The organism is Actinophytocola sp. (assembly GCF_050699915.1).
Classification (GTDB): domain Bacteria; phylum Actinomycetota; class Actinomycetes; order Mycobacteriales; family Pseudonocardiaceae; genus Actinophytocola.
This window is the reverse complement of the sequence record NZ_JBOHGA010000029.1, coordinates 14,740-36,870: the sequence shown is the minus strand read 5'-3', so window position 1 is coordinate 36,870 and position 22,131 is coordinate 14,740. Positions and strand designations below refer to the sequence as shown.

Here is a 22,131-nt window from a genome sequence, read left to right as displayed (position 1 = left end):
CAGCGCAGACCGGTCGGCCGATCCGGATGACGAACGCAGGCCGGCAGGTTCTGTTGCCGGTTGACCGACACTCAGCTCTCGGAACGCTCGACGGTGACCCGCTCGACCACGATGTCCTCGACCGGCTTGTCGTTCGGCGGCGCGGTCCGGGTGTTCGCGATCGCGTCCACGACGTTGCGCGACTCCTGGTCGGCCACCTCGCCGAAGATCGTGTGCTTGAAGTTCAGCCAGGTCGTCGGCGCGACGGTGATGAAGAACTGCGATCCGTTGTTGTCCGCGATGCCCGGGTTGGCCATGCCGAGCATGTACGGCTTGTTGAACTGCAGCTCCGGGTGGAACTCGTCGACGAACTTGTAACCGGGGCCGCCGCGGCCCGTGCCGTCCGGGTCGCCGGTCTGGATCATGAAGCCGTCGATGACCCGGTGGAAGATCATCCCGTCGTAGAACGGACCGGACGTCTCACCTTGTGCGTTGCGCGTCGTGTACTGCTTGGTGCCGTCGGCCAGGCCGACGAAGTTCGACACGGTCTTGGGCGCGTGATCAGGGAAGAGGTTGACCCGGATGTCACCCCGCGAAGTGTGCAGGGTGGCCGAGACCTTGACTCCAACGAGGGATCCATTGCTGTCTGCCACCTGGTCATCGTGCCATCCGCAGCAGGATCGCTCCGGAAGGGGCAGGATAGGAACCGTCCGATGAAGCCACCCTGGAGCACACTATGGACGATGTGAAGGCCATGAACCGGGCCGGAGAGACGGTCGGCAAGGCCGTCGGCTCCGGCTGGCTTGCGGTCCGCCGTGGTGCCAAACGCGCTGGTCAAGTGAGCGCGGATGCCACGACGAAGGCGGCGCACGCCGCGGACCGGAAGCTGACGGAGCGCGGTGTCGCTCCGCAGCAGCTGGCCGTGGCACTGGCCGAGAGCGCCGAGGTAGCACGCCAGGAGGTTGCGAAGACAACCCGCCGGGCGCGCAAGAAGTTGGCGCGCAAGGCCAAGCACACCCGCAAGGAGCTCGCGAAGGCGGCCAAGCAGGCACGCAAGGACGCCAAGAAGAGCAAGCCGGCTCAGCGGGCTGTGAAGTCGGCCAAGCAGGCTCGGAAGGACGCCAAAGAACTGCGGGCGTCGCTGAAGACCGAGCTGGCCAGGTTGCGGAACGAGGCCAAGGAGCAGGCGGTTGCCCTGAAGCTCGCCGAGGCGCCCAAGAAGCGTCGGTGGCCGAAGGTGCTGCTGCTTGCCGTCGTCGCGGGCGGCGTCGCGTACGTGGTGCGCAGCAAGGCGACGTCCGCGGAGCCGGCCCCGGTTCCGGAGCCACGGCACCGCGCCGACGAGCCCGCCGAGGAGGATTCGCCCTCGTCGGCGGCCGCCAACGGTCAGCGACCGCAGAAGTCGCCGACCAAGCAAGGCTGATTCGAGCTTTCGGCCCGCCAAGGCGATCCCTTGGCGGGCCGAATGCTGTGTCGGGCGTCCTAGAGGCCCAGCGCGGAGATCGCCTCCTGAGCGACGACCTTGGCCTTGATCGTCTGCTCCTGGTTGGTGGCGACCACGACCGCGGTGCCTTCCTTGGCGACGGCGTAGACCGCGCCCTCGTCGGTCGGCTGCGCGCCGCCGGCCCAGCCGCCCGCGAGCTCGGCGGGGTTCGACGTGTCGACCGGTGCCGCCTGGTCGACGACCGCCTGGGCGACCGGGGCCTCGCCCTGGAAGACGCGGACGGTCAGCTGGATGCCGCCGTCGGAGCGGTAGAAGAAGCAGGCGGGCGGGTCGTCGGCGGAGACCTTGACGTCCCCGGCCCGCTGCCCGTTGGTGTCCTCGACGAAGGCGGTGTCGAGGTACGGGCAGGGCCCGTCCGCGGACGGCTCGGGCACCGGCGGCGCCTCGGCGGCCGGCGCTGCCTCGCTCGTGGGCGTGTCCGCCGGCGGGACGATCGTCGGATCCTCCGCGGGCTCGTTGTTGCACGCGGCGAGCACGATCAACAGGGGACCGAGTAACAGGGCGCGTTTCACGGGCAGGTAGTCAACCACACACGCACGGTGGACCCGGCAGGCATCCTCCCGCCGATCGGCGGGTCGACCCGCCGGCGCGCAGTAAGGTCCGCTCGTGACCGGCACGTTCTGGCTCGACGTGGCGATCGGTGTGGTCGTCGCGCTGCTGGTGGCGTGGCTGGCGTTGGTAGTCGCGCTGGTGCTGGTGCGTCCGCGCGGTGGCGTGCTGCGGGAGGCGCTGCGCCTTCTCCCCGACGTCCTGCGGCTAGTTCGCCGGCTGGCCGCGGACAAGACACTGCCGCGCGGGGTGCGGGTCCGGCTGGCGCTGCTGCTCGCGTACCTGGCGATGCCGATCGACCTGGTGCCGGACTTCGTCCCGGTGCTCGGCTACGCCGACGACGCGATCATCGTCATGGCCACGCTCCGCGGCGTCATCCGGCGAGCTGGCCTCGCTGCCGTCCGTGCGCACTGGCCCGGCACCGACGACGGGTTCGTCGCACTCACCCGGCTCGCGCGCCTCTCGCCTACAGAGGATCGGTAACGGCCACCGCGTGCGGAATGCGGCGCGGACCTCGGCCTGTGGTGATCTTCGTGGAGACGAGGGGAATCGAACCCCTAACCCCTGCCTTGCAAAGGCAGTGCTCTGCCAATTGAGCTACGTCCCCGGGCCGGTGCGGGTCGCGCACCGGTGTGGTGTTCGCGGCCCGTGGGCCGCGGTGCGGTTGGCGGTCAGGCCTTCTTGGCGTTGTTGGCGCCGGAGGCCGGAGCGGTCGCCTCGCGCCACAGGTCGTCCTGGGCCTTGGCCGACTTGTTGCGGCGCACCACGAACAGCACGCCACCGGCCACGGCCACCAGAGCGAGAAGCTTCTTCACGTCCATTGCCTCCTTCGGCAAAACCACCACGTATCGACTGCTGCGACCCCTACGACTCCGCAGCAGGCCACAAGTCTGCCACAAGCGGCACCGGGCCAAGAGACCCCGGCTTCCGCACAGGTCAGGCCCTGTCCGTGGGTACGAACAGGGCCTGATCCGGTGGGCCTAGGAGGACTTGAACCTCCGACTTCTTCGTTATCAGCGAAGCGCTCTAACCGCCTGAGCTATAGGCCCCAACAGGCGACGAGACTATCGCACGGCGTCTCGCGCGCCCAAACCGGTATGCCGCCTACTCGCGCTCCGCGAGCGTGACCTCCAGGCCGCCGGCGAGGTCCGCGGAGACGTTGTAGATGAACGCGCCGACCGTGGACAACGCGCTGAACAACACGATGTTCACCGCGCCGATGATGGCCGCCACGCCGAAGACGCGGCCCGCGCTGATCAGTGGCTCGCCGCCCGCCTCGTCCGTCGGCTGGAGGATCTCGCTCGAGATGCCGTTCAGCTTGTCCCAGACGCCCATGCCGTCGAGGACCGCGTACATCACGCCGACCGCGACCAGCCACACGAAGAACAGCGCCACACCCAGGACCAGGGACAGCTTCAGCACCGACCACGGGTCGAACCGCTTGATCTGCAGGTTCGCCCGCCGCGGACCCCGGCCGGGCCGGCGCAGGGCGCTCGGCGTAGCGGCCGCGCCCACGCGGAGCGGGCCGGTCGACGGACCGGTGACCGCCGGGACGGAGCCCTCCAGGTGCACGGTCGTGCGGGCCGGCGCCGCACCGCCGTGCGGCATGCCCATGCCGGGGGCCGGCACGGTGGCCGCCGTCGGCAGGCCGCCCTCGGCGAACAGGCGCGCCGCGGCCGCACCGGTCACGACCGGGCGTTCGATCGACACCGTCTGCTCACCATGCGGCGGCGGGTTGGGCGGCACGCTCTCCCCGCTCGGCGGGACCGGCGTGCCGGATGTCACCGGCGGCTGAGATGGCGGGATCGGCTTGGCCGGCGTCGAGTTCGGCACCATCGGGACCGGCGGCGGCAGCTGCGAACCGGATCCCGGCGTCGCAGGCTTCGACGCCGGCTGCGTGGCCGGCTTGGACGTCGGCTGGGTGGTCTGCGACGGTGCCGACGACGTCGGCTTCGTCGTCTGCGAAGACGTCGGCTGTGTCGTCGCCTGGGCCGCCGGCGGCGAGTTGTCGCTGGTCACCCGCTGCCAGGGCGGCGGGGTGCCGTGGCTCAGCTCCAGGTCCTCGGACGTCGCCACCCGCGCGGTCGGGCCGTCCGACGACGACTTCCCGTTGCCTTCGGGACCGCCTTCGGGACCGCGGTCGTTGTTGCCGTCGGCCGCCTGATCGACCGGCTTGGCCTGGCCGTCGGTGGCGATGCCGGACTTGTGGTCCGGCTCGCGCTCCGTGTTCTGGCCGGTGCTTCCGGGCTTCTCAGGTGGTGTCACGAGGATCCCCTACGTGTCGCTCTCTACTGCGGTGGCTCTTGTGGCTGCTGACCATTGTCCGACGTCTCGGGCGCCGCGGGAGGCGCGCCGGGCTCCGACGGCTCCTCCTCCGCGCTGCGTGCGATGGCAACCAGAGTGGTCCCTTCGCCCAGGTTCATCAACCGCACGCCCTTCGTCTGCCGGCCGGCCTTGCGTACCTCCCGGGCGTTGGTCCTGATGACCCCGCCCGAGGAAGTGATCGCGTACACCTCGTCGTCGACGTCGACGATGAGGGCACCCACCAGCCTGCCACGCTTCGTGTCGTGCTGAATGGTGAGCACGCCCTTGCCACCCCGACCCTGCACCGGGTAGTCCTCGATCGGGGTGCGCTTTGCGTAGCCGCCGTCCGTGGCCACCAGCAGGAACTGGTCCAGCCGGACGACACCGAGGGTGAGCAGCTCGTCCCCGGAGTTGAACCGCATGCCGAGCACGCCGGACGTCGCCCGGCCCATCGGCCGCAGCGCCTCGTCGGTGGCCTGGAAACGGATGGACTGGCCGCCCCCGGACACCAGCAGCAGGTCGTCCTCGGCGGCGCACAGCACGGCGCCGACCAGCTCGTCCTCGTCACGAAGGTTGATACCGATCAGACCGCCCGCGCGGTTGCTGTCGAAGTCGGACAGCCTGCTCTTCTTGACCAGCCCGCTCTTCGTCGCGAGCACCAGGTACGGCGTGACCTGGTAGTCCTTGATCTCGATGACCTGGGCGATGTGCTCGTCCGGCTGGAACGCGAGCAGGTTGGCCACGTGCTGGCCGCGCGCGTTGCGGTTGGCCTCCGGCAGCTCGTAGGCCTTCGCCCGGTAGACCCGGCCCTTGTTCGTGAAGAACAGGATCCAGTCGTGGGTCGAGCACACGAAGAAGTGCGCGACGATGTCGTCCTGTTTGAGACCCGCGCCCTGGACACCCTTGCCGCCGCGGCGCTGTGCCCGGTACAGATCCGTTTTCGTGCGCTTCGCGTACCCGGTCCGGGTGATCGTGACGACCACGTCCTCGACCGCGATCAGGTCCTCGATCGACACGTCGCCGTCGTAGGGGATGATCTTCGTGCGCCGGTCGTCGCCGTGCTTGTCGACGATCTCCATGAGCTCGTCGCGCACGATGGACCGCTGCCGCTCGGGGTTCGCCAGGATGTCCTGGAGGTCGGCGATGATCTCCTCGATCTCGGCCAGCTCGTCGATGATCTTCTGCCGCTCCAGGGCGGCGAGCCGGCGCAGCTGCATCTCGAGGATGGCGTTCGCCTGGATCTCGTCGACGTCCAGCAGCGCGATCAGGCCGGTCCGCGCCTCGTCGACGGTCGGCGAGCGGCGGATCAGCGCGATGACCTCGTCCAGGGCGTCCAGCGCCTTGACCAGACCGCGCAGGATGTGGGCCCGCTCCTCGGCCTTGCGCAGCCGGTAGCGGGTGCGCCGGACGATGACCTCGACCTGGTGGCGGACGTAGTGCCGGATCATCTGGTCGAGGCGCAGCGTGCGGGGCACGCCGTCGACCAGGGCCAGCATGTTGACGCCGAAGTTGTGCTGCAGCTGGGTGTGCTTGTACAGGTTGTTCAGCACGACCTTGGCGACCGCGTCCCGCCGGAGCGTGACCACGATCCGCATGCCCAGCCGCTTGTTGGACTCGTCGGTCACCTCGGAGATGCCGGTGACCTTGCCGTCGCGGACGAGCTGCGCGATGTTCTCGATCAGGTTGTCCGGGTTGACCTGGTACGGCAGCTCGGTGACGACCAGGATCGTCCGGCCCTTGGTGTCCTCGTCGACCTCGACGACAGAGCGCATCCGGATCGAGCCGCGGCCGGTCCGGTAGGCGTCCTCGATGCCCTGGGTGCCGAGGATCTGGGCGTGCGTCGGGAAGTCCGGGCCCTTGATCCGCAGCATCATCGCCGCGAGCGTCTCGTCGTCGGACGCGTCCCAGTTCTCCAACGCCCACACGACGCCGGCGGCGACCTCGCGCAGGTTGTGCGGCGGGATGTTCGTCGCCATGCCGACCGCGATGCCACCGCTGCCGTTGACCAGCAGGTTGGGGATCCGCGCCGGCAGGACGTCCGGCTCCTGGGTCTTGCCGTCGTAGTTGTCCGAGAAGTCGACGGTCTCCTCGTTGATGTCCTGCAGCATCGCCATGGCCAACGGCGTCATCCGCGCCTCGGTGTACCGCATGGCGGCCTGCGGGTCGTTGCCCGGCGAGCCGAAGTTGCCCTGCCCGTCGATGAGCGGGTACCGCAGCGACCACGGCTGGGCGAGCCGGACGAGCGCGTCGTAGATCGCCGAGTCGCCGTGGGGGTGGTAGTTGCCCATGACGTCGCCGACGATGCGCGAGCACTTGACGTGACTGCGTTCCGGGCGCAGACCGGTGTCGTACATCGAGTAGAGGACGCGACGGTGCACCGGCTTGAGGCCGTCCCGCACGTCCGGCAGCGCGCGGCTCACGATGACGCTCATCGCGTAGTCGATGTAGGAGCGCTGCATCTCCTGCTGGATGTCGACCGGTTCTATCCGGTCGCCCTCCGGCGGCAAGGTTTCGGTCACGTACTCGAGTTCCTTTGTCGTAGACCCGGACTACACGTCGAGGAAGCGGACATCCTTGGCGTTGCGGGTGATGAAGGAGCGGCGTGCCTCGACGTCCTCGCCCATCAGCACGCTGAACAGCTCGTCCGCGGTGGCGGCGTCGTCGAGCGTCACCTGGAGCAGCAGGCGGTACGCCGGGTCCATGGTCGTCTCCCACAGCTCGTCGGCGTTCATCTCGCCGAGACCCTTGTACCGCTGGATCCCGTCGTCGCGGTTGATCTTCTTGCCCGACTCGAGGCCGGCCTTCATGAGACCGTCCCGTTCGCGGTCGGTGTAGGCGAACTCGGGCTCGGCACGCTGCCACTTGATCTTGTAGAGCGGTGGCTGCGCGAGGTAGACGTGCCCGGCCTCGACGAGCGGGCGCATGAAGCGGAAGAGCAGGGTGAGCAACAAGGTCCGGATGTGCTGACCGTCCACATCGGCGTCCGCCATCAGCACGATCTTGTGGTACCGCAGCTTCGAGAGGTCGAAGTCCTCCTGGATTCCGGTGCCCAGCGCGGTGATCAGGCTCTGCACCTCGGTGTTCTTCAGCACGCGGTCGATACGCGCCTTCTCCACGTTGATGATCTTGCCGCGGATCGGGAGGATCGCCTGGAACATCGACTCCCGGCCCTCCTTGGCCGAGCCACCCGCGGAGTCGCCCTCGACGATGTAGAGCTCGCACTCCTCGGGGTTGGTCGACCGGCAGTCCTTGAGCTTGCCGGGCAGGCCGCCGATATCGAGCGCGCCCTTGCGCCGCACCAGCTCCTTCGCCTTGCGGGCCGCGATCCGCGCCTGCGCCGAGGACACCGACTTCGTGATGATGATCTTCGCGTCGGCCGGGTTGCGCTCGAACCAGTCGGCGAGCATCTCGTTGCAGGTCGTCTGTACGAACGTCTTCGCCTCGGTGTTGCCGAGCTTCTGCTTGGTCTGACCCTCGAACTGGGGCTCGGCCAGCTTGATGGAGATGATCGCGGCGAGACCCTCGCGCACGTCGTCGCCGGTGAGGTTGACGTCCTTCTCCCTGAGCAGCTTCTTGTCGCGCGCGTACACGTTGACGATCCGGGTCAGCGCGGCGCGGAAGCCCTCCTCGTGCGTGCCGCCCTCCGCGGTGTTGATCGTGTTGGCGAACGTGTAGACCGACTCGCTGTAGCCGGTGTTCCACTGCATCGCGACCTCGACCTCGAGGCCGTCGCCCTTGGCCTCGAACCCGATCACGCTCTTGTGGATGGCCTCGCGAGCGTGGTTGATGTGCTTGACGAAGTCCTCGAGCCCGCCCGGGTAGTGATAGGTGCGCTCCTTGACGCGGGCGGCCTTGCCCTCGGCGTCCGCCTCACTGTCCTCATCGGACACCCGATCGTCTCGGAGGGTGATCGTGAGGCCCTTGTTGAGGAAGGCCATCTCCTGCAGCCGGCGCGCGACGGTCTCCGCGTTGAACGTCGTCGTCTCGAAGATGGCCGGGTCCGCCCAGAACGTGACCGAGGTGCCGCTGCGGTCGGTGTCTGGGCCCTCGACCAGCTCGCCGGGCTCGGAGCGCTCGTAGTGCTGCGACCACACCTTCCCGTTGCGGTAGATCGTCAGGTCCATCGCGGTGGACAGCGCATTCACCACCGAGACGCCGACGCCGTGCAGGCCGCCGGAGACCGCGTAGCTGTCGCTGTCGAACTTGCCGCCCGCGTGCAGCGTGGTCAGCACGATCTCCAGCGTCGGCTTCTGGTGGACCGGGTGCAGCTCGACCGGGATGCCGCGGCCGTCGTCGACCACGCGGGCGCCGCCGTCGGCGAGCAACGTGACCTCCACCCGGGTCGCGTGGCCGGCCATCGCTTCGTCGACGGCGTTGTCCACGACCTCGGTGAGCAGGTGGTGCAGCCCGCGCTCGCCGGTGGAACCGATGTACATGCCGGGCCGCTTTCTCACGGCCTCGAGGCCCTCCAGGACGGTGATGGAGGACGCGTTGTATTCATGATTATTCGGTGCGGCCACGGGCGTGGTGTCTCCCTCGTCAGGAACGGGCGCGAAACTCCCTGTCTCGATTGTACTGGTGCGGTCCTGCAGGAGTGGGGCAAGGACACCCCTAGCGTGGCCACTGACGCTCTCGCGGAAACGGCCTAGAGACCGGACTCTGACGGGTATCCTGGACACCCCTTCTGGCAGCTTTACGGGCTCCGGTTCACCCGTAGGTGTCCCTGGGGCCCCTGCCGCGCACGTGTCGAGGGCCGTATCGCCAGCTCGGGGTGGACGGGCCGTGCACCTTCAGCTTGGTGACCACCCCGTGGCCGACGCCCGCGGCGATCTTGGTGAGCAGCTGGCGCTGCAGCAGCCGCAGCTGGGTGGCCCAGGCGGTCGACTCGGCCTGGATGGTCAGCTCGCCGTCCTTGAGCGACATCGGCTGCGCGTGTTCGGCGACGTCCTCGCCGACGATCGCGCCCCACTGGCCGAAGAGCCGGCCGGTGGTGAGCCGGCTCGACCAGCCGCGGTCGGCCGCGAGCCGGGCCGCGATCCGGCCGAGCGGCTGCGGGTCGCGGTCGTCGGGGCTCGCTCCCGACCACCGCCGGCGCCGCGAGCGGATCCCGCCGGTACGCCTGACCTGCTTCTTCCGGGTCCCGGCGGAGTTCGCGGCCGGGCCGCCGGAGGCCTCCCGGGCGGCGCGCAGCGCGGCGCGGGCGAGGTCCGAGCCTCGCAGCTGTGGATAGTCACTCTCGGTGGCCGGTGCGGGAGCCTGATCATCATTTGCACCCATTCGGGTGCCCGTAGCAGGCAGATCCGGTTGGTCTACGGGGACGGCTGGGCGCACAGTGACAGCGTTATCCACACTATCCACAGGGTTGTCCCCAGATGTGCGACGCCTCACGTCACTGTAGGTAACTTCCGGCCGATCATCGGCCGGCTGGTCCGGCACGGGACACCTCCCCGTTCGACACCACGTAGCGAGCACCGTCGAGCTCGTCGGGGACATCCTCCTCCACCGCGGCCGTGACGAGGACTTGTTCGGCCCCGCGTGCCACGTCGGCGAGTCGCCGCCGGCGCCGGCGGTCCAGCTCGGCGAACACGTCGTCCAGTACGAGGACCGGCTCAACGCCGTCGGCGCGGAGCAGCTCGTAGGAGGCGAGGCGCAGGGCGAGCGCGAACGACCACGCCTCGCCGTGGCTCGCGTAGCCCTTGGCGGCGACGTCGTCGAGCGTCAGCTCCAGCTCGTCGCGGTGCGGGCCGACGAGGCTCACCCCTCGGTCGAGCTCGTTGTCGCGCGCGGCGGCCATCGCGGCGAGCAGCGCGTCGACCAACACCTCCTGGTCGGCGCGCGCGCCGGGCGTGCCGTACTCCGCGGGGAAGGACTCGGCGATCCCCGACCGGTACCGGATCCGCGCCGGCCGCGACTCGGGCGCGACTCCCGCGTACGCGGCGGTGACGTGGTCGGCCAGGTCGGCGACCAGGTCCAGGCGCGCGGCGAGCAGCTCGGCGCCGTGCCGGGCGAGGTGGCCGTTCCACACGTCGAGCGTGCCGATGTCCCCCTTCGAACCCGCGCGCCGGGCGTGGCCGGAAGACTTGAGCAAGGCGTTGCGCTGGCGCAGCACCCGGTCGTAGTCCGCGCGCACCCCGGCGTAGCGAGGGGCACGCAGTACCAACAGCTCGTCGAGGAACCGGCGGCGTTCACTCGGGTCCCCGCGCACGAGCGCGAGATCCTCCGGTGCGAACAACACTGTGCGCAGGATCCCGAGCACGTCCCGGGTCTTCGGCACCGGCGCCCGGTTCACCCGCGCACGGTTCGCCTTGCCCGCGGTGATCTCCAGCTCGACGGTCAGCTCGCGCCCGGCGTTCACCACCGCGGTCCGCACGATCGCGCGCGCGCATCCGTGGCGGATCAAGGGAAGATCCACGGCCACCCGGTGCGAGCCGAGGGTCGCCGTGTACCCGATCGCCTCCACCAGGTTTGTCTTGCCCTGCCCGTTCTGTCCAATGAGGACATTCGCGCCGGGTTCGAGCTCCAGGTCGGCGTGCTCCCACGACCGGAAGTCGCTGACCTGTAGGTGCCGGACGTACAAGGTCAGCCTTGCGTGTTGCCCGCGCCGGACGTCGGCCCGGCTTGGTGCACGGCGTGTCCGCCGAACTGGTTGCGCAGCGCGGCGACCGCGCGCATCGCCGGCGAGTCCTCCTGGCGCGAGCGGAAACGCGAGAACAGCGCGGCCGAGATCACCGGCGCCGGCACGGCGAGGTTGATCGCCTCCTCGACGGTCCATCGGCCCTCGCCCGAGTCGTCGACGTAGCCGCGCAGGTCGTCGAGCTCCGGGTCGGAGTCGAGCGCGCGCACCAACAGATCGAGCAACCACGACCGCACCACCGTCCCGCGCTGCCACGCCTTGATCACAGACGGGACGTCCTCGATGACCTTCGCCGCCTCGAGCAGCTCGAAGCCCTCGGCGTAGGCCTGCATCAACCCGTACTCGATGCCGTTGTGGATCATCTTCGCGTAGTGGCCCGCGCCGACCGGGCCGGCGTGCGCGAAACCCTCCTCGCGCGGGCCGTCCGGGCGCAGCGCGTCGAAGATCGGCATCGCCCGCTCGACGTGCTCGGCGTCGCCGCCGACCATGAGGCCGTAGCCGATCTCCTTGCCCCACACGCCACCGGACACCCCGCAGTCGAGGTAGCCGATCTCCCGTGCGGCCAGCAGCTCGGAGTTGACCGTGTCGTCGCTGAACCGCGAGTTGCCGCCGTCGATGATGAGGTCGCCGGCGGACAGCACGTCCGCGAGCTCGGCGATCGTCTGCCGGGTCGGGTCGCCCGAGGGCACCATGACCCAGACGATCCGCGGGGCGGTGAGCCGGTCGGCCAGCTCGGCGAGCGAGCCGACGTCGCTCACGTCGGGGTTGCGGTCGTAGCCGACGACATCGTGCCCGGCCGCGCGGATCCGGTCGCGCATGTTGAAGCCCATGCGGCCGAGCCCGACCAGCCCGAGCTGGATCTTGTTTGGCACAGCGGAGTCCTTCGGTCGAACCGATCAGCCGGGCAGGCGCACCGGCATCAGCAGATGCAGGTATCCCGGCACCACGTTGCCCTCGTCGTCGACCGGCTTGATCAACGCCGGGCGGCTGGCCGTGGTGAAGGACAGCTCCGCGCGGTCGGCGTGCAGCGCGCCGAGCCCCTCGGTGAGGAAGGACGGGTTGAACGCGATCGTGACGGGCTCGCCGGTGTAGTCCACGGCGATCTCCTCCTCGGCGCTGCCCTCGTCGTCGCCGCCGGCGGACAGACGCAGCCCGGACTCGCCGAACTCGAGCCGCACCTGGGTGCCGCGCTCGGCGACGAGCGACACGCGCTTGATCGCCTCGACGAGCGGGCCCACGTCGATGATCGCGGTCGCGGACTGCTCGGAGGGCAGCAGCTGGCGGTAGCGCGGGAACTCGGTGTCGAGCAACCGGCTCGTGGTGCGACGGCCGGAACCGGACAGGCCGATCAGCCCGTCGCCCGGCGCGAGCGCGAGCTCCACGGTCGCGCCGGCGGTGCCGAGCGCCTTCGCCGCCTCGGCCAGCGTGCGCGCCGGCACGAGCACGGCGAGCTCGCCGGCGTCGGCGAGGCTCGCGTCCGGCGTCCAGGTGAACTCCCGCATCGCGAGGCGGAACCGGTCGGTCGCCACGAGGGTCAGCTTGTCGCCGTTGATCTCGACCCGCACGCCGGTGAGCATCGGCAGCGTGTCGTCCTTGCCGGCCGCGACGGCGACCTGGCTCACCGCGAGCCCGAACACCTCGCCGGTGAGCTCACCCGCGTGCGGCGGCATCGCGGGCAGCTGCGGATAGTCCTCGACCGGCATCGTCGGCAGGCTGAACTTCGCGCTGCCACAGGCGATCGACACCCGGGCGCCGTCGACCATGATCTCGACCGGTTGCGCCGGCAGGGATCGGGTGATGTCAGCGAGTAGCCGGCCGGACACGAGCGTGCGCCCGCCGTCGGCGATGGTCGCCGCGACGCCGACCGTCGCGGAGACCTCGTAGTCGAACCCGGAGATCGTCAACGCGTCGTCCTTGCCGGCATCCAGCAGGATCCCGCCGAGTACCGGGACCGGCGGACGGGACGGCAGGCTGCGAGCCACCCAGGCGACGGCGTCGGCGAGACCGTCGCGCTCGACGCGGATCTTCATGACTGTCCTTTCCAGACACGAGAAGGAGCCGCGGGCAAGCGGGTTCCAACCCGAGAGAGCTCACGACGTAGACCGCCACCGTACGGCTTGCCGACCGAGTCCGGTACTCGGGGCTCGGCGGTTTCGGCGGTGGTGGGCGTCTCGTCGCTCGCTGACTCGCGGCCCCTGTCTTTTCGTTGTTGATGAAGAGAAGAGAGAAGAACAGCGGTAGTAATAGGTCCTGTGGATTGTGTGGACAACGCTCGTCCGCGCACGTCGCCCGGCGCGTTCGGCTGTGGATGAACCAGGTGCCGAACCGGTGGACAGCTCGACGGGTCGGTGGATGGTTCGCGAGCGCACCGGAGTTGTCCACACGACGGCCCCAGTTCCCCACAGCTCGCTCCCCAGACTTGGCCCGGTTCGTACCCAGGTCGTGCACAGGGTTGGGGACGCTCATGAATCCCCTTTCCGGGTGATGCCAAGGGGTCTGCGAAGATCGTTGCCACACAAGGAAGTTCGGGTCAGCCTCGAGCGCGTTGCTTGATGCGCGAGGTGAGTTCCTGGACCTGGTCGTAGACCCGGCGCCGTTCCGCCATCTCCTTGCGGATCTTCTTCTCCGCGTGCATGACCGTCGTGTGGTCGCGGCCGCCGAACGTCTGCCCGATCTTCGGCAGCGACAGGTCGGTCAGCTCGCGGCACAGGTACATGGAGATCTGCCGCGCCTGCGCGAGCGCCTTCGTCTTTCCCGGCCCGCACAGGTCATCGATCGACACGGAGAAGAACTCCGCGATGACCGCCATGATGGTCGAGGCGCTGATCTCCGGGATCTGCGAGTCGGGGATGAGGTCCCGCAACACGATCTCCGCGAGACCGACGTCGACCGGTTGTTGGTTCAGGGAAGCGAACGCCGTCACGCGGATCAGCGCGCCCTCGAGCTCACGGATGTTGTGCTCGATGCGAGCGGCGATGAACTCCAGCACCTCGGCCGGTGCGTTGAGCCGGTCCTGCGCGGCCTTCTTGCGCAGGATGGCGATCCGGGTCTCCAGCTCGGGCGGCTGGATGTCGGTGATGAGGCCCCACTCGAACCGCGTGCGCAGGCGGTCTTCCAGTGTTTCCAAGCGCTTCGGCGGCCGGTCCGACGACACCACGATCTGCTTGTTGGCGTTGTGCAACGTGTTGAAGGTGTGGAAGAACTCCTCCTGAGTTCCTTCCTTCCCTTCCAGGAACTGGATGTCGTCGACCAACAGGATGTCGATGTCGCGGTATCGCCGCTGGAACGCGACCTTGCGGTCGTCGCGCAGGGAGTTGATGAAGTCGTTGGTGAACTCCTCGGTCGACACGTACCGCACGCGCATGCCGGGGAAGAGGCGTTGCGCGTAGTGGCCGACCGCGTGCAGCAGGTGTGTCTTGCCGAGCCCGGACTCGCCCCAGATGAACAACGGGTTGTACGCGCGGGCCGGCGCTTCCGCGACGGCGACCGCGGCCGCGTGCGCGAAGCGGTTCGAGGCGCCGATGACGAACGTGTCGAACGTGTACTTCTCGTTGAGCCGGGTCTTCGACGTCTGCGGCTGCGCCGGCGCGGTGAACGGCTGTCCGCTCGAGGGCTGGCCGCCGGTGAACGTCGGCCAGATCTCGTGGACGGTGGCGAGCGCCTCGCCCTCCTCGTCCACCTCGTCTCCGTCGGAGTCGCCGGACTCTCCGTCGGTGTCGCCGACGGGCGGCAGGATCGGGGTCCGCGGCAGCGGCGAGTCGGGCAGCCGCGCGCCCTCGACGCCTGTGTCCCCATTGGACGGTGCGGCGGGCGCGGTCACGGTCGCCGGCATGGGTTCGACCTTCACCGCGAGCGAGACCGCGCGGCCGAGCCGGCGGGAGAGCGCGTCGGTGATCGGTTCGCGGAGCGCCCGTTCGATCGCGTCCTTGGCGAAGTCACTCGGGGCGGCGAGGAGCGCGGTGCCGTCGAGGAGGCCGATCGGTCGCGTGACACGCATCCACGCGCGTTGCTGGGGGGAAAGTGTGCCGGCGGAAAGTTCCCGCACGACTTGTTCCCACACCACACCCAAGTTCATTTGCTCGGACACCTACGAGCTCCCCTCCCCTCGTCGGCCTTCGGTCATGTCCAACCCTCCGACCCACCCCGAACCGCTCACCACAGGTGAGCTCGGTCGCGCCCCGACTACGGGAAGCATCCACAGGGTTGTCCACAACTGTGCACGAAGGTACGACGAACCGCAGCGGTACCCGCCGGAGGTCCGACATAACTTGCGCGGCGCAGTAGGGCTCCCACTCCCATCTGGCCAACCAAGAGCACGCACGCTAACAAGCGCCGCGCTATGCCACAAGATGTGTTCGCTAGCAAGCATCTGGCGTGTGCGGCGTGTCGCCGACCGGCCTTCGTCAGCCGGTGAACGGACACCCGGATTGAACTCGCTGATCGAGGGTGCGTAGCCTTGTAAGGTCTCCCGCGAGGTGTGGGTGGGTTCTGCGCGCCGTCCGTCGGTAACCGGGCGTTGTGGCCGGGACGCCGATCGTCGGCGGGGGGACTAGGACTTGGCGAGCCAGTACCGGGAGATCCACCGTGAGCAAGCGTACTTTCCAGCCGAACAACCGCCGCCGGTCGCGGACCCACGGGTTCCGGCTGCGCATGCGCACCCGTGCCGGGCGGGCGATTCTCGCTGCTCGCCGTGGCAAGGGCCGCAAGCGCCTGTCCGCCTGAGTGCGTGCTCCCCGCGTCCGCACGACTGACCGGTAGCGACGACTTTCGGCTGGTGACCAGGAAGGGCCGGCGAGTGGGCCGGCCCAGGCTCGTCGTTCATGCGATCACGGCCGAAGAGGTCGCTCGACTCGGTGTGGCCGGGTCCGGCGACACCAGGGTCGGTTTCGTCGTCAGCAAGGCCGTGGGGAACTCCGTGCTGCGCCACCGTGTCACGCGGCGCCTGCGACACCTCTTTCGCAGTCGGCTCGGAACCGTTGCGCCCGGCTGCACGTTGGTCGTACGAGCGCTCCCGCCCGCGGCCGAGGCGACGAGTGCCGAGCTCGGCAAGGACATCGACTCCGCCCTCCGGCGGTTGCGACTCGCGGTCGGCGATGACGGTGGTGGGCAGTGAGCGTCACCGAGGACACGGACCTCGTGCGCGGTACGAGCGAGCCCACCCGCAGGCCCGGTCCCGTGGCGCGGGTGCTGCTCGTGCCCATCAACTTCTACCGGCGTTGGATCTCGCCGGTCCTTCCCCCCACGTGCCGGTTCGAGCCGAGCTGTAGTGCGTACGCAGTCGAGGCGCTGACCACGCACGGCGCGCTGCGGGGCTCCTGGCTCACCATCCACCGGCTCGCCCGCTGCGCCCCGTGGGGTCGCGCCGGCTACGACCCGGTGCCGCCACGCCGCACGGGGCCCACGAACACCGCGCCCACGAACGCTGACCGCGACGGGACGGGAACGCCGAGCCCGACCCGCCACACCCTCGGCAAGGAGTAGCTCAGTGCTCGACTTCATCTACTACCCCGTGTCCTTCATCCTGTGGTGCTGGCACTGGGTGTTCGGGCACGTGTTCGGGGACTCCAGCGGCATCGCCTGGGCGCTGGGGATCATGTTCCTGGTCTTCACCCTGCGCGCGATCATGTTCAAGCCGTTCGTGAAGCAGGTCCGCTCGATGCGCGCGATGCAGGAGTTCGCGCCCGAGATGAAGAAGATCCAGAAGAAGTACGCGAACGACCGGCAGCGCCAGGCGCAGGAGATGCAGAAGCTCCAGCGCGAGCACGGGTTCAGCCCGCTCGGCGGCTGCCTGCCGATGCTGCTGCAGATCCCGGTGTTCATCGGTCTGTACCACGTGCTGCGTTCGTTCCAGCCGGGCCACACCGAGAACTACTTCTTCGACGAGCAGGGTGTGGCGTCCTACATCGACGCGAACATCTTCGGCGCACGGCTGTCGAACTTCATCACCCAGCCTCAGGCGGCGCTGGACGCATTGGGCGCGGACCGCACCGCGGTCATCATCGTGTCGATCCCGCTGATGGTCCTCGCGGCCGCGCTGACCCACCTCACCGCACGGCACTCGGTGACGCGGCAGAACCCCGAGGCGGCCACCTCGCAGACCGCGATCATGAACAAGCTCACCCTCTACATCTTCCCGCTGGGTGTGTTGGTCTTCGGCTTCTTCTTCCCGATCGGCCTGCTGCTCTACTGGCTCGCGAACAACACGTGGACGCTCGCACAGCAGCGGATCGTGTACCGGCGGATCGACGCCGAGGAGGAGCAGAAGAAGTCCGAGGCGATCGAGAAGCGGAGCAACCTCGCGCCGAAGCCGGGCCAGCGGCCGAACCAGGCCAAGAGGCGTCCGGCCGGCACGCAGCAGTCCGGCACCAAGCCGGCCGGCACGGCGAAGCCCAGTGGCACGACCAAGCCCAGCGACACGACCAAGCCGGGTGGGACCGCGAAGTCGAGTACCGCGAAGCCGGGCACGACGAAGTCGGGCGGCACCGCCAAGCCGGGCATCGCGAAGCCGGGTACCGCCAAGCCGGGCACCGCGAAGCCGGCGGGCGAGACGAAGCCGGCCGGCAACACTCCCGGGTCGTCCGGCAACGGCGCCGCGGACAAGACCGCCGGCGACGGCAGCACAGTGTCCGGTCTGGGTGCAGACCGTTCCCGTAAGAAGAACACAGGCCGGAAGAATCGCTGAGGTGGCGGCCTCCGGGCCTGGAGAGGAGAAGGCCGTGCCGGAGACGGTGCAGGAGTCGGGGACCGAGCACGACGAGGACAAGCCAGCTGGGGAGACCGCGGCTGAGGCGGCCGCGGACAGCGAGGTGATCGCCGAATCGGAGGCTGACGAGGACACAGTCGCGGAAGACGCCGACGAGGACGATGAGGACGACGACGGCGAGGATCGCTCGGGCAGCTCGAGCGAGGATCTCCTCGTTCGAGAGGGCGACATCGCCGGCGACTATCTCGAGCGGCTGCTCGACCTCGTCGACTACGACGGCGACATCGACCTCGACGTCGAGGCCGGCCGGGCGGTGGTGAGCATCGACGGCGGCGACGATCTGGAGAAGCTCGTCGGCCCGCGGGGCAACGTGCTCGAGGCGATCCAGGAGCTCACTCGGCTCGCGGTGCAGCAGGAAACGGGGACGCGTAGCCGGCTGATGCTTGACATCGCGGGCTGGCGCGCGGACCGTCGACAGGAGCTGCAGGATCTGGGCAAGGCCACCGCCGAGCGCGTGCTCGCCGGCGAGGACCGCGTCCGGCTGCAGCCGATGACGCCGTTCGAGCGCAAGGTCGTCCACGACGCGGTGGCCGCGGTGGACGGCGTGCATAGCGAGAGCGAGGGCGAGGACCCCCGGCGACGCGTCGTGGTGTTCCGCAAGCCCTGACACGCTCGCTTCGTTTCACGTGAAACAACGGACCAAGCGAGGAGACTGCGAGGGTGGCAGAGCAGCCATCAGCGCCCGCTCCCCCGGAGTCCGCTTCGACCATCTTTGGCGACGCCATGCCGGCGGCGGTGCGGTTCGTTGAACTGCTCGCCGCCGTCGGCATCGAGCGAGGCCTGATCGGACCCCGTGAGGTCGATCGGCTGTGGGATCGCCATCTCTTGAACTCGGCCGTGGTCGGCGAGCGGATCCCCAGCGGCGCGCGAGTCATCGACATCGGATCGGGCGCCGGGCTACCGGGTGTGCCACTGTGCTTGGCGAGACCGGATCTGAACGTCACACTGTTGGAGCCGATGGCCCGTCGCGTGACGTGGCTCGAGGAAGTCATCGAGGCACTCCAGCTGTCGGCGACCGTGGTCCGCGGACGTGCCGAGGAGCCGGCCATCAAGCAGCGGCTGGCGGGTGCCGATGTCGTCACCGCACGGGCGGTCGCTCCGCTCGACCGGTTGTGGAGTTGGACCGCTCCCCTGCTTCGACAGGGTGGCCGGCTTGTCGCGCTCAAAGGTGAGACCGCGACGGCTGAGGTGACTCGCGACGGCGCCGCGGTTCGGCGGGCCGGTGGCTCGCTCCCGATTATCGAGCGATGCGGGGTCGAGGTGCTGGAGGTGCCGACGACTGTCATCGTTGTGGAGCGTGTCGAGACGCAAGGGCGTCCGGGAGTCCGTAGTCGCCGGACGGGGCGAGCGAGGAAGGATCAGTCTTAGCGATGCTGTTTCACGTGAAACCGAGGTGGGTCAACCAGTGAGTGGACGACACGTTCAGCAGTCGGACAGTGCCATGCAGGAGACGGTCGAGGCCGCGGAGGCGGTGTCCGGGTGGACGCCGATCGCCGAAGAAGCCGAACGCGCGACCCGCATGCTGCACCCGAAGGACACGTTTCCCAAGCCGCCGCGGCGGCGCGTGATGACGGTGGCGAACCAGAAGGGCGGCGTCGGCAAGACGACCAGTGCGGTGAACCTCGCCGCGTCGCTCGCCATGCACGGGCTCAAGGTCCTCGTGATCGACCTCGATCCGCAGGGCAACGCCAGCACCGCGCTCGGGGTCGACCACCGGTCCGGCGTGCCCTCGATCTACGAAGTGCTGATCGGCGAGGTGTCCCTCTCGGACGCTGCCGCGGTGAGCGACCAGTCGGACAACCTCTACTGCGTGCCGGCCACGATCGACCTCGCCGGTGCGGAGATCGAGCTCGTGTCGATGGAGGGTCGCGAGTCCCGGCTCAAGGAGGCGCTGCCGACCGGCGCGCTGGACGAGCTGAGCCCCGACTACGTGTTCATCGACTGCCCGCCCTCGCTGGGCCTGCTGACCGTCAACGCGATGGTCGCGGCCGAGGAGGTGCTCATCCCGATCCAGTGTGAGTACTACGCGCTGGAAGGTCTCTCGCAGCTGCTGCGCAACATCGAGCTGGTGCAGAACCACCTGAACCCGAACCTGCAGGTGTCGACCATCCTGCTCACGATGTACGACGGGCGTACGAAGCTCGCCGATCAGGTGACGGCGGAGGTTCGCAAACACTTCGGTGACACGGTCCTGCGTACTGTGATCCCCAGGAGCGTGAAGGTCTCCGAAGCACCTGGTTTCGGCCAGACGGTGCTCGCGTACGACCCCGGCTCCCGGGGAGCGATGAGCTACCTCGACGCGGCGAGGGAGATGGCCGAACGCGGGTTCGGCGAGGAGAAGTAATACCGATGACTGAACGCAAGGGTGGGTTGGGCCGAGGCCTCGCCGCACTGATCCCGCAGGGACCGGCCGGGACGCCCGAGGGCGCGGTGAAGCTGCCGACGCCACCGTCCCGGTCGGCAAAGGGCGGCGCCACCGAGCCGGCGCCGAGCGGTGTGGTGGCCGGTGCCGTCTACCGGGAGATCTCGACCGAGGCGATTCGGCCGAACCCCAAGCAGCCCCGCCAGGTCTTCGACGAGGAGTCACTGGGCGAGCTCGAGCACTCGATCCGCGAGTTCGGCCTCATGCAGCCGATCGTCGTGCGGGAGCTCGGTGACGAGTCTGGTACCGCCGCCTACGAGCTCGTCATGGGCGAGCGACGACTGCGTGCGGCGCAGCGGGCGGAGATGGCCACCATCCCGGCCATAGTTCGGCAGACCACCGACGACGCGATGCTCCGCGACGCGCTGCTGGAGAACATCCACCGCGTTCAGCTGAACCCGCTCGAAGAGGCGGCGGCCTACCAGCAGCTGCTCGAAGAGTTCGAGGTGACGCACGAGGAGCTCGCCTCGCGCATCGGGCGCAGCCGCCCGGCCATCACCAACACCATCCGGCTTCTCAAGCTCCCCCTTCCCGTGCAGCGGCGGGTCGCCGCCGGCGTGCTCTCGTCCGGCCACGCCCGCGCGCTGCTCGGACTGGAGGACGCGGGCGCGCAGGAGGAGCTGGCCGCACGGATCGTCGCGGAAGGGCTGTCGGTGCGGGCCACCGAGGAAGCCGTCACCCTGCTGAAGAACGCCGCGCCGCCGAAGCCGAAGCAGGCGCCGCGCAAGCCGATGCAGGCGCCGGGTCTGCAGGACGTCGCCGAGCGACTGTCCAACACGTTCGACACTCGGGTGAAGGTCGAACTCGGCCGCCGCAAGGGCAAGATCGTGGTCGAGTTCGGGTCAGTTGACGATCTCGAGCGGATCGTCGAGCTGATGGCGAAAAACGGGACTAATCGGACATCGAATTCCGATTAGGGATCACCCCAGGCACTTACGTCACGGTGACGATGGCGATGGGTGCTCGTTCGATCACTCGGCGTCAGCGCGCGATCGGTCGACCGCTCGCTCGATCAGAGCCGCGTAGATGTCGCCGAGCGAGCGGCCCGCGGCGTCGATCGCCATCGGCAGGAGCGAGGTCTCGGTCAGCCCCGGCGAGGAGTTGACCTCCAGGAAGTAGACCGTCCCGTCCGCCGCCACGATCGCGTCGGTCCGCGACACGTCGCGCAGCCCGAGCAACCGGTGCGCGGCGACAGCGAGGTCGGCGACCGCTGCCGCGGCGCGGTCGTCTAGCCGGGCCGGCGTGTGGAAGTTGGTCAGCCCGGCGGTGTAGCGGGCGGTGTAGTCGTAGACGCCCGACTCCGGAACGATCTCCACGGCCGGCAACGCCTCGGGCCCGTCCGGCCCGTCGATCACGGTCACCGCCACCTCGACTCCCTCGACGAACCGTTCGGCGAGCACGGTCTCGGAGTAGGCGAGGCAGCCGACCATCGCGGCCGGCAGATCCGCCGCGTCGCGCACCACCTGCGCGCCCAGCGCCGAGCCACCCTGTTCCGGCTTGAGCATCATCGGCAGGCCCAGCCGGTCGACCATCGCGGTCAGCACCGGCTGCGCGCCGAGCTCCCGGAACGTGGCGTGCGGCAGCACCACCCAGTCCGGCGTCACGAGGCCGGCGCGGGTCAGCTCAGTCTTCGCGGTCGGCTTGTCCCAGGCCCGCCGGCAGGCGTGCGAGTCGGCACCCACGTACGGCACATCGAGCATCTCGAGCACCGTCTGGATCGAGCCGCCCTCGCCCTCACCGCCGTGCAGGGCGACCACGACGGCGTCCGGCCTTGTCTCGCGCAGTCGTGCCAACAGCGCCGAGTCCGCGTCCCACTCCTCGACGGTCACGCCGACCGAGCGCAGCGCCGCGGAAAGCCGGCGGCCCGACCGCAGCGATACGTCTCGCTCGTGAGAGAGCCCGCCGGACAGCACCGCCACACAACGATCGGACACCAGACGCTCCTCACCATCCACAACGGACTGTCCATTGTGACC

At 69.2% G+C, this 22,131-nt stretch carries 22 protein-coding genes and 2 tRNA genes; 10 read left to right on the top strand and 14 right to left on the bottom strand.

The annotated features are described in order from the left end of the window. Nucleotides 1-71: 71 nt before the first annotated feature. On the bottom strand, nt 72-632 hold the full coding sequence (locus tag ACRDSK_RS08295) for a peptidylprolyl isomerase (RefSeq protein ID WP_431439364.1): 561 nt from the start codon (nt 630-632) through the stop codon (nt 72-74). Nucleotides 633-715: 83 nt separating this feature from the next. Between ACRDSK_RS08295 and ACRDSK_RS08290 the strand changes: the two genes are divergently transcribed. Then, nucleotides 716-1,402: a hypothetical protein gene (locus ACRDSK_RS08290; RefSeq protein ID WP_431439363.1), complete on the top strand. Its 687-nt coding sequence runs from the start codon at nt 716-718 to the stop codon at nt 1,400-1,402. A 59-nt stretch (nt 1,403-1,461) separates the two neighbouring features. Here the strand turns inward: ACRDSK_RS08290 and ACRDSK_RS08285 are convergent, their stop codons facing one another. Continuing rightward, complete coding sequence (locus tag ACRDSK_RS08285) at nt 1,462-2,013, bottom strand: DUF2020 domain-containing protein (protein ID WP_431439362.1); 552 nt, start codon at nt 2,011-2,013, stop codon at nt 1,462-1,464. Between the two features lie 76 nt (nt 2,014-2,089). Here ACRDSK_RS08285 and ACRDSK_RS08280 point away from each other — a divergent pair, with 76 nt between their 5' ends. Beyond that, nucleotides 2,090-2,515 carry a YkvA family protein gene (locus ACRDSK_RS08280; protein WP_431439361.1) on the top strand — a complete coding sequence of 142 codons (426 nt, stop codon included), beginning with the start codon at nt 2,090-2,092 and terminating at the stop codon, nt 2,513-2,515. Nucleotides 2,516-2,566: 51 nt separating this feature from the next. Here ACRDSK_RS08280 and ACRDSK_RS08275 read toward each other — a convergent pair. From ACRDSK_RS08275 to dnaA, 11 genes are all read right to left on the bottom strand, one after another. Next, nucleotides 2,567-2,639, bottom strand: a tRNA-Ala gene (locus ACRDSK_RS08275). A 64-nt stretch (nt 2,640-2,703) separates the two neighbouring features. Next, the gene (locus tag ACRDSK_RS08270; protein WP_431439360.1) at nt 2,704-2,847 is read right to left on the bottom strand and encodes a DLW-39 family protein; all 144 of its coding nucleotides are present in this window, start codon (nt 2,845-2,847) and stop codon (nt 2,704-2,706) included. 160 nt (nt 2,848-3,007) lie between these two features. Further along, nucleotides 3,008-3,081, bottom strand: a tRNA-Ile gene (locus tag ACRDSK_RS08265). A gap of 55 nt (nt 3,082-3,136) precedes the next feature. Continuing rightward, on the bottom strand, nt 3,137-3,838 hold the full coding sequence (locus tag ACRDSK_RS08260; protein ID WP_431439379.1) for a DUF3566 domain-containing protein: 702 nt from the start codon (nt 3,836-3,838) through the stop codon (nt 3,137-3,139). A gap of 482 nt (nt 3,839-4,320) precedes the next feature. Continuing rightward, entirely contained in the window at nt 4,321-6,855 is a 2,535-nt protein-coding gene (gene gyrA / locus ACRDSK_RS08255; protein WP_431439359.1) for a DNA gyrase subunit A, read from the bottom strand. A gap of 30 nt (nt 6,856-6,885) precedes the next feature. Next, nucleotides 6,886-8,856 (bottom strand): DNA topoisomerase (ATP-hydrolyzing) subunit B, encoded by a 1,971-nt coding sequence (gene gyrB / locus ACRDSK_RS08250; protein WP_431439358.1) that lies wholly within the window; start codon nt 8,854-8,856, stop codon nt 6,886-6,888. Between the two features lie 187 nt (nt 8,857-9,043). Next, nucleotides 9,044-9,613, bottom strand: a complete 570-nt coding sequence (locus tag ACRDSK_RS08245) for a DciA family protein (protein WP_431439356.1) — start codon at nt 9,611-9,613, stop codon at nt 9,044-9,046. Between the two features lie 136 nt (nt 9,614-9,749). Next, nucleotides 9,750-10,913 (bottom strand): DNA replication/repair protein RecF, encoded by a 1,164-nt coding sequence (gene recF / locus ACRDSK_RS08240; RefSeq protein WP_431439355.1) that lies wholly within the window; start codon nt 10,911-10,913, stop codon nt 9,750-9,752. Between the two features lie 2 nt (nt 10,914-10,915). Beyond that, nucleotides 10,916-11,830, bottom strand: coding sequence for a phosphogluconate dehydrogenase (NAD(+)-dependent, decarboxylating) (gene gnd / locus ACRDSK_RS08235; protein WP_431439378.1), 915 nt, complete (start codon nt 11,828-11,830; stop codon nt 10,916-10,918). A 36-nt stretch (nt 11,831-11,866) separates the two neighbouring features. After that, on the bottom strand, nt 11,867-13,000 hold the full coding sequence (gene dnaN / locus ACRDSK_RS08230; RefSeq protein WP_431439354.1) for a DNA polymerase III subunit beta: 1,134 nt from the start codon (nt 12,998-13,000) through the stop codon (nt 11,867-11,869). A 500-nt stretch (nt 13,001-13,500) separates the two neighbouring features. After that, the gene (dnaA, locus tag ACRDSK_RS08225) at nt 13,501-15,045 is read right to left on the bottom strand and encodes a chromosomal replication initiator protein DnaA (protein ID WP_431439353.1); all 1,545 of its coding nucleotides are present in this window, start codon (nt 15,043-15,045) and stop codon (nt 13,501-13,503) included. Nucleotides 15,046-15,554: 509 nt separating this feature from the next. On the opposite strand from dnaA, the gene rpmH reads away from it, so the two are divergent. From rpmH to ACRDSK_RS08185, 8 genes are all read left to right on the top strand, one after another. Next, nucleotides 15,555-15,692, top strand: a complete 138-nt coding sequence (gene rpmH / locus ACRDSK_RS08220; protein WP_291413802.1) for a 50S ribosomal protein L34 — start codon at nt 15,555-15,557, stop codon at nt 15,690-15,692. A gap of 4 nt (nt 15,693-15,696) precedes the next feature. After that, nucleotides 15,697-16,083, top strand: coding sequence for a ribonuclease P protein component (gene rnpA / locus ACRDSK_RS08215; protein ID WP_431439352.1), 387 nt, complete (start codon nt 15,697-15,699; stop codon nt 16,081-16,083). A 23-nt stretch (nt 16,084-16,106) separates the two neighbouring features. Next, nucleotides 16,107-16,451, top strand: a complete 345-nt coding sequence (yidD, locus tag ACRDSK_RS08210) for a membrane protein insertion efficiency factor YidD (protein WP_431439377.1) — start codon at nt 16,107-16,109, stop codon at nt 16,449-16,451. Nucleotides 16,452-16,455: 4 nt separating this feature from the next. Beyond that, nucleotides 16,456-17,652, top strand: coding sequence for a membrane protein insertase YidC (gene yidC / locus ACRDSK_RS08205; protein ID WP_431439351.1), 1,197 nt, complete (start codon nt 16,456-16,458; stop codon nt 17,650-17,652). A gap of 34 nt (nt 17,653-17,686) precedes the next feature. Continuing rightward, nucleotides 17,687-18,340 carry a protein jag gene (locus ACRDSK_RS08200; protein WP_431439350.1) on the top strand — a complete coding sequence of 218 codons (654 nt, stop codon included), beginning with the start codon at nt 17,687-17,689 and terminating at the stop codon, nt 18,338-18,340. A 53-nt stretch (nt 18,341-18,393) separates the two neighbouring features. Next, entirely contained in the window at nt 18,394-19,101 is a 708-nt protein-coding gene (gene rsmG, locus ACRDSK_RS08195) for a 16S rRNA (guanine(527)-N(7))-methyltransferase RsmG (protein WP_431439349.1), read from the top strand. Nucleotides 19,102-19,174: 73 nt separating this feature from the next. Then, on the top strand, nt 19,175-20,077 hold the full coding sequence (locus ACRDSK_RS08190) for a ParA family protein (protein ID WP_431439376.1): 903 nt from the start codon (nt 19,175-19,177) through the stop codon (nt 20,075-20,077). Between the two features lie 5 nt (nt 20,078-20,082). Next, complete coding sequence (locus ACRDSK_RS08185; RefSeq protein ID WP_431439347.1) at nt 20,083-21,072, top strand: ParB/RepB/Spo0J family partition protein; 990 nt, start codon at nt 20,083-20,085, stop codon at nt 21,070-21,072. Nucleotides 21,073-21,126: 54 nt separating this feature from the next. On the opposite strand, the gene ACRDSK_RS08180 is transcribed toward ACRDSK_RS08185, so the two are convergent. Beyond that, nucleotides 21,127-22,089: a D-alanine--D-alanine ligase family protein gene (locus tag ACRDSK_RS08180; RefSeq protein ID WP_431439346.1), complete on the bottom strand. Its 963-nt coding sequence runs from the start codon at nt 22,087-22,089 to the stop codon at nt 21,127-21,129. Between the last annotated feature and the right edge of the window lie 42 nt (nt 22,090-22,131).